Origin of the sequence: uncultured Escherichia sp. (assembly GCF_948475835.1) — a bacterium.
Taxonomy (GTDB): Bacteria; Pseudomonadota; Gammaproteobacteria; order Enterobacterales; family Enterobacteriaceae; genus ECMA0423.
The window spans coordinates 1-12,755 of the sequence record NZ_CAOLGM010000126.1 but is presented as its reverse complement, the minus strand read 5'-3'; the positions used below and the strand labels follow the sequence as shown (position 1 = coordinate 12,755).

12 protein-coding genes and 1 tRNA gene are annotated in these 12,755 nt (G+C 50.4%); 9 read left to right on the top strand and 4 right to left on the bottom strand.

The window, feature by feature from the left end:
* Together epmB and QZF50_RS19465 are read left to right on the top strand one after the other, a co-directional pair.
* Positions 1 to 691, top strand: a 691-nt coding sequence (gene epmB, locus QZF50_RS19470; RefSeq protein ID WP_290388958.1) for an EF-P beta-lysylation protein EpmB, incomplete at its 5' end; no start/stop codon positions are given.
* 389 nt (positions 692 to 1,080) lie between these two features.
* Positions 1,081 to 1,950: a YjeJ family protein gene (locus tag QZF50_RS19465; protein WP_001008049.1), complete on the top strand. Its 870-nt coding sequence runs from the start codon at positions 1,081 to 1,083 to the stop codon at positions 1,948 to 1,950.
* Between the two features lie 192 nt (positions 1,951 to 2,142).
* Here QZF50_RS19465 and QZF50_RS19460 read toward each other — a convergent pair whose 3' ends face one another.
* The 3 genes from QZF50_RS19460 to QZF50_RS19450 all read right to left on the bottom strand — a co-directional run bounded on the left by QZF50_RS19460 (position 2,143) and on the right by QZF50_RS19450 (position 4,617).
* Entirely contained in the window at positions 2,143 to 2,496 is a 354-nt protein-coding gene (locus tag QZF50_RS19460; protein ID WP_000558209.1) for a DUF4156 domain-containing protein, read from the bottom strand.
* Positions 2,497 to 2,633: 137 nt separating this feature from the next.
* Complete coding sequence (groL, locus tag QZF50_RS19455; RefSeq protein WP_000729117.1) at positions 2,634 to 4,280, bottom strand: chaperonin GroEL; 1,647 nt, start codon at positions 4,278 to 4,280, stop codon at positions 2,634 to 2,636.
* Between the two features lie 43 nt (positions 4,281 to 4,323).
* Positions 4,324 to 4,617 (bottom strand): co-chaperone GroES, encoded by a 294-nt coding sequence (locus QZF50_RS19450; RefSeq protein WP_001026276.1) that lies wholly within the window; start codon positions 4,615 to 4,617, stop codon positions 4,324 to 4,326.
* A gap of 275 nt (positions 4,618 to 4,892) precedes the next feature.
* On the opposite strand from QZF50_RS19450, the gene yjeH reads away from it, so the two are divergent.
* Complete coding sequence (gene yjeH, locus QZF50_RS19445; protein ID WP_000015837.1) at positions 4,893 to 6,149, top strand: L-methionine/branched-chain amino acid transporter; 1,257 nt, start codon at positions 4,893 to 4,895, stop codon at positions 6,147 to 6,149.
* 15 nt (positions 6,150 to 6,164) lie between these two features.
* Here the strand turns inward: yjeH and QZF50_RS19440 are convergent, their stop codons facing one another.
* Complete coding sequence (locus QZF50_RS19440) at positions 6,165 to 6,641, bottom strand: FxsA family protein (RefSeq protein ID WP_001267448.1); 477 nt, start codon at positions 6,639 to 6,641, stop codon at positions 6,165 to 6,167.
* A 336-nt stretch (positions 6,642 to 6,977) separates the two neighbouring features.
* Between QZF50_RS19440 and aspA the strand changes: the two genes are divergently transcribed.
* From aspA to QZF50_RS19410, 6 genes are all read left to right on the top strand, one after another.
* Positions 6,978 to 8,414 carry an aspartate ammonia-lyase gene (gene aspA / locus QZF50_RS19435; RefSeq protein ID WP_000069437.1) on the top strand — a complete coding sequence of 479 codons (1,437 nt, stop codon included), beginning with the start codon at positions 6,978 to 6,980 and terminating at the stop codon, positions 8,412 to 8,414.
* Positions 8,415 to 8,531: 117 nt separating this feature from the next.
* The gene (gene dcuA, locus QZF50_RS19430) at positions 8,532 to 9,833 is read left to right on the top strand and encodes an anaerobic C4-dicarboxylate transporter DcuA (protein WP_000961959.1); all 1,302 of its coding nucleotides are present in this window, start codon (positions 8,532 to 8,534) and stop codon (positions 9,831 to 9,833) included.
* Between the two features lie 115 nt (positions 9,834 to 9,948).
* The gene (gene cutA / locus QZF50_RS19425) at positions 9,949 to 10,287 is read left to right on the top strand and encodes a divalent cation tolerance protein CutA (RefSeq protein WP_000883400.1); all 339 of its coding nucleotides are present in this window, start codon (positions 9,949 to 9,951) and stop codon (positions 10,285 to 10,287) included.
* Positions 10,263 to 11,960, top strand: a complete 1,698-nt coding sequence (dsbD, locus tag QZF50_RS19420; protein WP_000068978.1) for a protein-disulfide reductase DsbD — start codon at positions 10,263 to 10,265, stop codon at positions 11,958 to 11,960. The genes cutA and dsbD overlap by 25 nt, the downstream gene beginning before the upstream one ends.
* 36 nt (positions 11,961 to 11,996) lie before the next feature.
* A complete protein-coding gene (locus QZF50_RS19415; protein ID WP_001188520.1) occupies positions 11,997 to 12,572 on the top strand; it encodes a transcriptional regulator in 576 nt (191 codons plus the stop codon).
* A 106-nt stretch (positions 12,573 to 12,678) separates the two neighbouring features.
* A tRNA-Phe gene (locus tag QZF50_RS19410) sits at positions 12,679 to 12,754 on the top strand.
* Position 12,755 lies beyond the last annotated feature (1 nt).

Sequence of the window (12,755 nt, the reverse complement as noted above, 5' to 3'; positions counted from 1 at the left end):
TTTGCTGGTCAAAGGCGGCTGCGCGGTAAATTGCCGCTATTGCTTCCGTCGCCACTTCCCCTATGCCGAAAATCAGGGCAACAAGCGTAACTGGCAGACTGCTCTTGAGTATGTTGCTGCGCATCCGGAACTGGACGAGATGATTTTCTCCGGCGGCGATCCGCTGATGGCGAAAGATCACGAGCTGGACTGGTTGCTCACACAACTGGAAGCCATCCCGCATATCAAACGTCTGCGGATTCACAGCCGTCTGCCGATTGTGATCCCGGCACGTATCACCGAGGCGCTGGTTGAACGCTTTGCCCGTTCTACGCTGCAAATCTTGCTGGTGAATCACATCAATCATGCCAATGAGGTAGATGAAACGTTCCGTCAGGCGATGGCTAAATTGCGCCGTGTCGGTGTCACCCTGCTTAACCAGAGCGTTCTGTTACGTGGTGTGAACGATAACGCACAAACGTTGGCAAACCTGAGTAATGCGTTGTTCGATGCCGGCGTGATGCCGTATTACCTGCATGTGCTAGATAAAGTACAGGGCGCGGCGCATTTTATGGTGAGTGATGACGAAGCACGGCAGATTATGCGTGAGTTGCTGACATTGGTGTCGGGATATCTGGTGCCGAAACTGGCGCGAGAAATTGGCGGCGAACCCAGCAAAACGCCGCTGGATCTCCAGCTACGCCAGCAGTAACTGATTAAACAGGGAAGTTAAACATTAGCCTGATGCGCTACGCTTATCAGGCCTACATTGTGCATTGAAATTGAATGGATTTGCAATGAACTGTAGGCCGGATAAGGCGTTTACGCCGCATCCGGCAAGAGCAACAAACGCAAGTACAGCAACCTGTCATTAAACTGGGAAATTTAATCTTTGCCCGTTGCATAACCTTTAATTATTCATATACATTGCTGTTGTTACTCTTTATATAGCCAACACCAATAATTAACCTTTCTTTTCTGTTTATATAGAGTGAGTACGGCTATTTATGTTATTTTAACAACTATTACTACCAAGCCCATTTATCTGGCTTATAAATTAAAATTAATTATTTAATTGAGAAATGGTTAGGGAGAACCTACATGGCCATAAGCATCAAGGGTGTTAATACCGGTGTTATTCGCAAGAGTAATAATTTCATTGCACTGGCGCTGAAAATTAAAGAACCTCGCAATAAAGAATCGTTGTTCTTTATGTCTGTCATGGAACTGCGCGACCTGCTGATTGCGCTGGAAAGTCGTCTGCATCAAAAGCATAAACTGGATGCTGCTGCACGCCTTCAGTATGAGCAAGCTCGCGATAAAGTCATTAAGAAAATGGCAGAAAACATCCCAGAAATTCTGGTTGATGAGCTTAAAAATGCCGATATTAATCGTCGGGTTAACACGCTGGAACTTACCGATAATCAAGGCGAAAATCTTACCTTCGTATTAACGCTACATGACGGTAGCAAATGTGAGTTAGTCGTCAATGAGTTGCAGATTGAAATGCTGGCGCGAGCAATCATTCATGCAATTAATAATGCGGAAATGCGTGAACTGGCATTACGTATTACCTCACTGTTAGATTTCCTGCCGTTATATGACGTTGACTGCCAGGAAAATGGCAATCTGGAATATGACACCTATTCCCAACCGGAATGGAAACATAACCTGTTCGACCATTATCTGGCGGTGCTTTACCGCTTTAAAGATGAAAGTGGCAAAGAACAATTTAGCGGCGCAGTGGTGAAAACGCGTGAAGCAACGCCGGGTAAAGAAATAGAGGCGATCACTCGCCGAATGCTTGATTTCAGCCCACGACTGAAAAAACTCGCGGGTGTGCCATGTCAGGTCTATGTTCGCACCGTAGCGGCGAATAACGCCCAACCGCTAACCCAGGATCAATGCTTACGCGCGCTGCATCACTTACGTGTTCAATCCACCAGCAAAACTGCACCACAGGCGAAATAATCTCATCTTTGCTAATGCGAGGCTGGAGCCATCCAGCCTGAAATGACTGATAACGTGATCGTTGGTCATGCCGGATGCGGCGTAAACGCCTTATCCGGCCTACAAATTCTCAAGCATTCAATCAGTTGCAATGCCTTATGTAGGCCTGATAAGCGAAACGCATCTGGCAATTATACGTTTGTCACCATCACATCAGTTCGGGCACTTATAAACCTGACCGATAATCTGGCTATCCGTCGGGACAAAACTGGACAACATTCCCTGCGACGGGCTGCTGATGCCATAAATCACGTTACCGCCCATTGCAGCCGCCTGGTTGCGCAGATCGTTTGCTGCGCCGCGCATAGAACCGCCTTCTTCTCCGTGTTGCCCGGAAAGCCAGTTGCTTTGCTTACCTGTCGCAGTACCAATCAGCTGGCACTCTGCGCCTGGCTGCTCGTCCACAATGCGTACACTCTGACCGGCAGCACTCAATTCGTTGCTGGAGCTACAACCCGCCATCAGTAGCGCGGCACCGACAATCCCTGCTAAGTATTTTACGTGCATGTTATTCCCCATAATCAATGAGCTGGACGCCACTCGCGTCGTCCGTGTCTGAATCTTATACTAGAAAGATGACCAAAAGAAAAACCCCCAGACATTTCTGCCCGGGGGTTTGTTTATTTCTGCGAGGTGCAGGGCAATTACATCATGCCGCCCATGCCACCCATGCCGCCCATACCGCCAGCAGCGCCTAAGTCAGCTGCATCGTTTTTCGGCAGGTCGGTAACCATGCACTCGGTGGTGATCATCAGGCCAGCCACAGAAGCCGCGTACTGCAGAGCAGAACGGGTTACTTTGGTTGGATCCAGGATACCCATGTCGATCATGTTGCCGTATTCTTCGGTTGCTGCGTTGTAACCGTAGTTGCCGTCGCCGCCTTTAACAGTGTTAGCAACAACAGACGGTTCTTCGCCGCAGTTCAATACGATCTGACGCAGCGGAGCTTCCATTGCACGCAGTGCAACTTTGATACCCACGTTTTGGTCTTCGTTCTGACCACGCAGGTCAGCCAGTTTAGACGCTACGCGGATCAGCGCAACACCACCACCAGCAACCACGCCTTCTTCTACCGCAGCACGGGTCGCGTGCAGGGCATCTTCAACGCGTGCTTTTTTCTCTTTCATTTCAACTTCGGTAGCAGCACCTACTTTGATAACTGCAACGCCGCCTGCCAGTTTCGCTACGCGCTCCTGCAGTTTTTCACGGTCGTAGTCAGAAGTTGCTTCTTCAATCTGCTGACGGATCTGAGCAACACGGCCCTGGATTGCAGCTTCTTCACCCACGCCATCAATGATGGTGGTGGTGTCTTTGTTGATCACAACACGTTTAGCCTGACCCAGGTCTTCCAGGGTTGCTTTTTCCAGCTCCATACCGATCTCTTCAGAGATTACGGTACCGCCAGTCAGGGTTGCGATATCCTGCAGCATAGCTTTACGACGATCGCCGAAGCCCGGAGCTTTAACCGCAGCAACTTTCACGATGCCACGCATGGTGTTAACAACCAGAGTTGCCAGCGCTTCGCCTTCAACATCTTCAGCGATGATCAGCAGCGGTTTGCCTGCTTTGGCAACAGCTTCCAGAACCGGCAGCATTTCGCGGATGTTAGAGATTTTCTTGTCAGCCAGCAGGATGAACGGGCTTTCCAGTTCTACTGCGCCAGTTTCCGGCTTGTTGATGAAGTAAGGAGACAGGTAGCCACGGTCGAACTGCATACCTTCAACCACGTCCAGTTCGTCCTGCAGACCGGTACCGTCTTCAACGGTGATAACGCCTTCTTTACCGACTTTGTCCATCGCTTCAGCGATCAGTTTACCTACGGTTTCGTCGGAGTTAGCGGAGATGGTACCAACCTGAGCAATCGCTTTAGAGTCAGAGCACGGTACGGACAGCGCTTTCAGTTCTTCAACTGCAGCGGTAACGGCTTTGTCGATACCACGTTTCAGGTCCATCGGGTTCATGCCCGCAGCAACAGCTTTCAGACCCTCAGTGATGATAGCCTGAGCCAGTACAGTTGCAGTGGTGGTACCGTCGCCTGCAGCGTCGTTCGCTTTAGAGGCAACTTCTTTCACCATCTGCGCACCCATATTTTCGAACTTGTCTTCCAGTTCGATTTCACGAGCAACGGAAACACCATCTTTGGTGATGGTCGGTGCACCGAAAGATTTATCCAGAACTACGTTACGGCCTTTCGGACCGAGGGTAACTTTCACTGCATCTGCCAGTACGTTTACGCCGCGCAGCATTTTCACACGAGCGTCGTTACCGAATTTTACGTCTTTAGCTGCCATTATCTTTATTCCTTAAATTCGTATGTTCAGTGTCGTGCGAGGATTACGCTTCAACAATTGCCAGAATGTCGCTTTCGGACATGATCAACACTTCTTCATTGTCGATCTTCTCAGATTTCACACCGTAGCCATCGTTGAAAATAACGATGTCGCCAACTTTCACATCCAGCGGCTTCACTTCGCCATTTTCAAGGATACGGCCATTGCCGACAGCCAGCACTTCGCCGCGGGTGGATTTAGCCGCTGCAGAGCCGGTCAGAACGATGCCGCCAGCAGATTTAGTTTCAACTTCTTTACGCTTGACGATCACGCGATCATGCAATGGACGAATATTCATTGATAACTCTCCTTTGAGAAAGTCCGTATCTGTTATGGGTGACGCCGGAGCTTACGTGGTTTCCCGGCTGGTGACCAGAGAAATGGGGATGAGGATTCGCCCCTTCAAGGGGGAAAAAGAAAAAAAATTCTGATCAGCACAAAATCGGGTGAAAACCCTGATTCACCTCACATTTCATCGCAATTTCTTCATCGCCGTCATAAGCGAATCTGATTGTGCTACCATCGAAAATCTACGCAGTTGCCCAAAATTTGGGCGCAATCGGATATCAACCCATGAGTGGACTCAAACAAGAACTGGGGCTGGCCCAAGGCATTGGCCTGCTATCGACGTCATTATTAGGCACTGGCGTGTTTGCCGTTCCTGCGTTAGCTGCGCTGGTAGCGGGCAATAACAGCCTGTGGGCGTGGCCCGTTTTGATTATCTTAGTGTTCCCGATTGCGATTGTGTTTGCGATTCTGGGTCGCCACTATCCCAGCGCAGGCGGTGTCGCGCACTTCGTCGGTATGGCGTTTGGTTCGCGACTTGAGCGAGTCACCGGCTGGTTGTTTTTATCGGTCATTCCCGTGGGTTTGCCTGCCGCGCTACAAATTGCCGCCGGGTTCGGCCAGGCAATGTTTGGCTGGCATAGCTGGCAACTGTTGTTGGCAGAACTCGGTACGCTGGCGCTGGTGTGGTATATCGGTACTCGCGGTGCCAGTTCCAGTGCTAATCTACAAACCGTTATTGCCGGACTTATCGTCGCGCTGATTGTCGCTATCTGGTGGGCGGGCGATATCAAACCTGCGAATATCCCCTTCCCGGCACCTGGTAATATCGAACTTACCGGGTTATTTGCTGCGTTATCAGTGATGTTCTGGTGTTTTGTCGGTCTGGAAGCATTTGCCCATCTTGCCTCGGAATTTAAAAATCCAGAGCGTGATTTTCCTCGCGCATTGATGATTGGTCTGCTGCTGGCAGGATTAGTCTACTGGGGCTGTACGGTAGTCGTCTTACACTTCGACGCCTATGGTGAAAAAATGGCGGCGGCAGCATCGCTTCCAAAAATTGTAGTGCAGTTGTTCGGTGTAGGAGCGTTATGGATTGCCTGCGTGATTGGCTATCTGGCCTGCTTTGCCAGTCTCAACATTTATATACAGAGCTTCGCCCGCCTGGTCTGGTCGCAGGCGCAACATAATCCTGACCACTACCTGGCACGCCTCTCTTCTCGCCATATCCCGAATAATGCCCTCAATGCGGTGCTCGGCTGCTGTGTGGTGAGCACGTTGGTGATTCATGCTTTAGAGATCAATCTGGACGCTCTTATTATTTATGCCAATGGCATCTTTATTATGATTTATCTGTTATGCATGCTGGCAGGCTGTAAATTATTGCAAGGACGTTATCGACTACTGGCGGTGGTTGGCGGGCTGTTATGCGTTCTGTTACTGGCAATGGTCGGCTGGAAAAGTCTCTATGCGCTGATCATGCTGGCGGGGTTATGGCTGTTGCTGCCAAAACGAAAAACGCCGGAAAATGGCATAACCACATAATCCGGCGTTTCGACATTAATCCTGGCGATCGTCTTTATGATCAAGGCGGTCGCGCTCATCATCCTTTCGCTGGTACTCACCATCAAAAGTATTACCGCCACCGGTCCCGGCGCTAAAACCGCCGCCTGGCATACGAGAAAAGCGCAAATGCGGCATCAACTTCACTGTCAGATGCTTTTGCACCGGCGGTAATAAAAGCAGAAGACCGAGGAAGTCGGTGAAAAAGCCCGGTAATAAAAGCAGCAAACCGGCAATGATCAGCGAAACACTTTTAATCATCTCCGCCGCTGGGTTTTCACCCGCCGCCATTTTTTGCTGCATCAGCACGAAATTCTTAAAGCCCTGGTTACGTACCAGTGACATCCCGATAACTGACGTGAATATAACCAGCACGAGGGTCAGCAATACCCCCAATACATGGGCAACCTGAATAAAGATTGAAATCTCAATATAGACATAAAGGAAAATGGCAATAAAAGGTAACCAGCGCAAAGGTTTCTCCTGTAATAGCAGCCGGTAAAACCCGGCTACCTGAATGGGTTGCGAATCGCGTTCAGCTTATATTGTGGTCATTAGCAAAATTTCAAGATGTTTGCGCAACTATTTTTGGTAGTAATCCCAAAGCGGTGATCTATTTCACAAATTAATAATTAAGGGGTAAAAACCGACACTTAAAGTGATCCAGATTACGGTAGAAATCCTCAAGCAGCATATGATCTCGGGTATTCGGTCGATGCAGGGGATAATCGTCGGTCGAAAAACATTCGAAACCACATATATTCTGTGTGTTTAAAGCAAATCATTGGCAGCTTGAAAAAGAAGGTTCACATGTCAAACAACATTCGTATCGAAGAAGATCTGTTGGGTACCAGGGAAGTTCCAGCTGATGCCTACTATGGTGTTCACACTCTGAGAGCGATTGAAAACTTCTATATCAGCAACAACAAAATCAGTGATATTCCTGAATTTGTTCGCGGTATGGTAATGGTTAAAAAAGCCGCAGCTATGGCAAACAAAGAGCTGCAAACCATTCCTAAAAGTGTAGCGAATGCCATCATTGCCGCATGTGATGAAGTCCTGAACAACGGAAAATGCATGGATCAGTTCCCGGTAGACGTCTACCAGGGCGGCGCAGGTACTTCCGTAAACATGAACACCAACGAAGTGCTGGCCAATATCGGTCTGGAACTGATGGGTCACCAGAAAGGTGAATATCAGTACCTGAACCCGAACGACCATGTTAACAAATGTCAGTCCACTAACGACGCCTACCCGACCGGTTTCCGTATCGCAGTTTACTCTTCCCTGATTAAGCTGGTAGATGCGATTAACCAACTGCGTGAAGGCTTTGAACGTAAAGCTGTCGAATTCCAGGACATCCTGAAAATGGGTCGTACCCAGCTGCAGGACGCAGTACCGATGACCCTCGGTCAGGAATTCCGCGCTTTCAGCATCCTGCTGAAAGAAGAAGTGAAAAATATCCAACGTACCGCTGAACTGCTGCTGGAAGTTAACCTTGGCGCAACAGCAATCGGTACTGGTCTGAACACGCCGAAAGAGTACTCTCCGCTGGCAGTGAAAAAACTGGCTGAAGTCACTGGCTTCCCATGCGTACCGGCTGAAGACCTGATCGAAGCGACCTCTGACTGCGGCGCTTATGTTATGGTTCACGGCGCGCTGAAACGCCTGGCTGTGAAGATGTCCAAAATCTGTAACGACCTGCGCTTGCTCTCTTCTGGTCCACGTGCCGGCCTGAACGAGATCAACCTGCCGGAACTGCAGGCGGGCTCTTCCATCATGCCAGCTAAAGTAAACCCGGTTGTTCCGGAAGTGGTTAACCAGGTATGCTTCAAAGTCATCGGTAACGACACCACTGTTACCATGGCAGCAGAAGCAGGTCAGCTGCAGTTGAACGTTATGGAGCCGGTCATTGGCCAGGCCATGTTCGAATCCGTTCACATTCTGACCAACGCTTGCTACAACCTGCTGGAAAAATGCATTAACGGCATCACTGCTAACAAAGAAGTGTGCGAAGGTTACGTTTACAACTCTATCGGTATCGTTACTTACCTGAACCCGTTCATCGGTCACCACAACGGTGACATCGTGGGTAAAATCTGTGCCGAAACCGGTAAGAGTGTACGTGAAGTCGTTCTGGAACGCGGTCTGTTGACTGAAGCGGAACTTGACGATATTTTCTCCGTACAGAATCTGATGCACCCGGCTTACAAAGCAAAACGCTATACTGATGAAAGCGAACAGTAATCGTACAGGGTAGTACAAATAAAGAAGGCACGTCAGATGACGTGCCTTTTTTCTTGTGAGCAGTAACTTAAAAATAACAACCTAATATCAACTTGTTAAAAAACAAGGAAGGCTAATATGCTAGTTGTAGAACTCATCATAGTTTTGCTGGCGATCTTCTTGGGCGCCAGATTGGGGGGAATAGGTATTGGTTTTGCAGGCGGATTGGGGGTGCTGGTTCTTGCCGCTATTGGCGTTAAACCCGGTAACATCCCGTTCGATGTCATTTCCATTATCATGGCGGTTATCGCCGCTATTTCTGCCATGCAGGTTGCTGGCGGTCTGGACTATCTGGTTCATCAGACAGAAAAGCTGCTGCGCCGTAACCCGAAATACATCACGATCCTCGCACCGATCGTGACCTATTTCCTGACTATCTTTGCTGGTACTGGCAACATATCTCTGGCGACACTGCCAGTTATCGCTGAAGTTGCGAAGGAACAAGGCGTCAAACCTTGCCGTCCGCTGTCTACTGCAGTGGTATCCGCGCAGATTGCGATCACCGCATCGCCAATCTCAGCGGCAGTGGTTTACATGTCTTCCGTGATGGAAGGTCATGGCATCAGCTACCTCCATCTGCTCTCCGTGGTCATCCCGTCCACCCTGCTGGCGGTTCTGGTGATGTCCTTTCTGGTCACTATGCTGTTCAACTCCAAACTCTCTGACGATCCGATTTATCGCAAGCGTCTGGAAGAGGGCCTGGTTGAACTGCGCGGTGAAAAGCAGATTGAAATCAAATCCGGTGCAAAAACGTCCGTCTGGCTGTTCCTGCTGGGCGTAGTTGGCGTGGTTATCTATGCAATCATCAACAGCCCAAGCATGGGTCTGGTTGAAAAACCGCTGATGAACACCACCAACGCAATCCTGATCATCATGCTCAGCGTTGCAACTCTGACCACCGTTATCTGTAAAGTCGATACCGACAACATCCTCAACTCCAGCACCTTCAAAGCAGGTATGAGCGCCTGTATTTGTATCCTGGGTGTTGCGTGGCTGGGCGATACTTTCGTTTCCAACAACATCGACTGGATCAAAGATACCGCTGGTGAAGTGATTCAGGGTCATCCGTGGCTGCTGGCCGTCATCTTCTTCTTTGCTTCTGCTCTGCTGTACTCTCAGGCTGCAACCGCAAAAGCACTGATGCCGATGGCTCTGGCACTGAACGTTTCACCGCTGACCGCTGTTGCTTCTTTCGCTGCGGTGTCTGGTCTGTTCATTCTGCCGACCTACCCGACGCTGGTTGCTGCGGTACAGATGGATGACACGGGTACAACCCGTATCGGTAAATTCGTCTTCAACCATCCGTTCTTCATCCCGGGTACTCTGGGTGTTGCCCTGGCCGTTTGCTTCGGCTTCGTGCTGGGTAGCTTCATGCTGTAATGACCAATCGCGGGGCGTTCAAGCCCCGCTTTCTTTCCCGCCGACTAACATCCTTCCCCCGTCCGTTGTATAGTGACCTCTCTCTTGCGGTTCCATCTGTTCTTGCGAGGTGTTTATGCTTGATGAAAAAAGTTCGAATACCGCGTCTGTCGTGGTGCTATGTACCGCACCGGATGAAGCGACAGCCCAGGATTTAGCCGCCAAAGTGCTGGCGGAAAAACTGGCGGCCTGCGCGACCTTGATCCCCGGCGCTACCTCTCTCTATTACTGGGAAGGTAAGCTGGAGCAAGAATACGAAGTGCAGATGATTTTAAAAACTACCGTATCTCACCAGCAGGCACTGCTGGAATGCCTGAAGTCTCATCATCCATATCAAACCCCGGAACTTCTGGTTTTACCTGTTACACACGGAGACACAGATTACCTCTCATGGCTCAACGCATCTTTACGCTGATCCTGCTACTTTGCAGCACTTCCGTTTTTGCCGGATTATTCGACGCGCCGGGACGTTCACAATTTGTCCCCGCGGATCAAGCCTTTACTTTTGATTTTCAGCAAAACCAACATGACCTTAATCTGACCTGGCAGATCAAAGACGGTTACTACCTCTACCGTAAACAGATCCGCATTACGCCGGAACACGCGAAAATTGCCGACGTGCAGCTGCCGCAAGGCGTCTGGCATGAAGATGAGTTTTACGGCAAAAGCGAGATTTACCGCGATCGGCTGACGCTTCCCGTAACCATCAACCAGGCGAGTGCGGGAGCGACGTTAACTGTCACCTACCAGGGCTGTGCTGATGCCGGTTTCTGTTATCCGCCAGAAACCAAAACCGTTCCGTTAAGCGAAGTGGTCGCCAACAACGCAGCGTCACAGCCTGTGTCTGTTTCGCAGCAAGAGCAGCACACCGCGCAATTGCCCTTTTCCGCGCTCTGGGCGTTGTTGATCGGTATTGGTATCGCCTTTACGCCATGCGTGCTGCCAATGTACCCACTGATTTCTGGCATCGTGCTGGGTGGTAAACAGCGGCTCTCCACTGCCAGAGCATTGTTGCTGACCTTTATTTATGTGCAGGGGATGGCACTGACTTACACGGCGCTGGGTCTGGTAGTTGCCGCCGCAGGGTTACAGTTCCAGGCGGCGCTACAGCACCCATACGTGCTCATTGGCCTCGCCATCGTCTTTACCTTGCTGGCGATGTCAATGTTTGGCTTGTTTACTCTACAACTCCCCTCTTCGCTGCAAACACGTCTCACGTTGATGAGCAATCGCCAACAGGGCGGCTCACCTGGCGGTGTGTTTGTTATGGGGGCGATTGCCGGACTGATCTGTTCACCATGCACCACCGCACCGCTTAGCGCGATTCTGCTGTATATCGCCCAAAGCGGGAACATGTGGCTGGGCGGCGGCACGCTTTATCTCTATGCGTTGGGCATGGGCCTGCCGCTGATGCTAATTACCGTCTTTGGTAACCGCTTGCTGCCGAAAAGCGGCCCGTGGATGGAACAAGTCAAAACCGCGTTTGGTTTTGTGATCCTCGCACTGCCGGTCTTCCTGCTGGAGCGAGTGATTGGTGATGTATGGGGATTACGCTTGTGGTCGGCGCTGGGTGTCGCATTCTTTGGCTGGGCCTTTATCACCAGCCTACAGGCTAAACGCGGCTGGATGCGCGTGGTGCAAATAATCCTGCTGGCAGCGGCATTGGTTAGCGTGCGCCCACTTCAGGATTGGGCATTTGGTGCGACGCATACCGCGCAAACTCAGACGCATCTCAACTTTACACAAATCAAAACGGTAGATGAGTTAAATCAGGCGCTCGTTGAAGCCAAAGGCAAACCGGTGATGTTAGATCTTTATGCCGACTGGTGCGTCGCCTGTAAAGAGTTTGAGAAATACACCTTCAGCGACCCGCAGGTGCAAAAAGCGTTAGCAGACACGGTCTTACTTCAGGCCAACGTCACGGCCAACGACGCACAAGATGTGGCGCTGTTAAAGCATCTTAATGTCCTTGGCCTACCGACAATTCTCTTTTTTGACGGACAAGGCCAGGAGCATCCACAAGCACGCGTCACGGGCTTTATGGATGCTGAAACCTTCAGCGCACATTTGCGCGATCGCCAACCGTGAACGACACTTGCAGTGGGAAAGACGGAGGAAAATAGCGTGCAACGTGAAGATGTACTGGGAGAAGCCCTGAAATTATTAGAATTACAAGGGATTGCCAACACCACGCTGGAGATGGTTGCTGAACGTGTGGATTATCCACTGGACGAGCTACGCCGCTTCTGGCCAGACAAAGAGGCAATCCTCTACGATGCGCTGCGTTATCTTAGCCAACAGATAGATGTCTGGCGTCGTCAGCTGATGCTGGACGAAACGCAAACCGCCGAACAAAAGCTGCTGGCACGTTATCAGGCGTTATCGGAGTGCGTTAAAAACAACCGCTATCCGGGCTGTCTATTTATCGCTGCCTGTACGTTTTATCCCGATCCTGGCCACCCTATTCATCAACTGGCCGATCAGCAAAAAAGCGCGGCCTACGATTTCACCCACGAACTGTTAACCACACTGGAAGTTGACGATCCGGCGATGGTAGCAAAGCAGATGGAACTGGTGCTGGAAGGCTGTTTAAGCCGAATGCTGGTGAATCGTAGCCAGGCGGATGTCGACACTGCACATCGGCTGGCGGAAGATATCCTGCGCTTCGCCCGCTGCCGCCAGGGTGGTGCATTGACCTGACAGAAACACAGAAAAGAAGCGATTTGCCGCAATCTTAAGCAGTTGAATCGCTTTTACTGAAATTAGGTTGACGAGATGTGCAGATTACGGTTTAATGCGCCCCGTAGCCCGGATAGCTCAGTCGGTAGAGCAGGGGATTGAAAATCCCCGTGTCCTTGGTTCGATTCCGAGTCCGGGCACCAA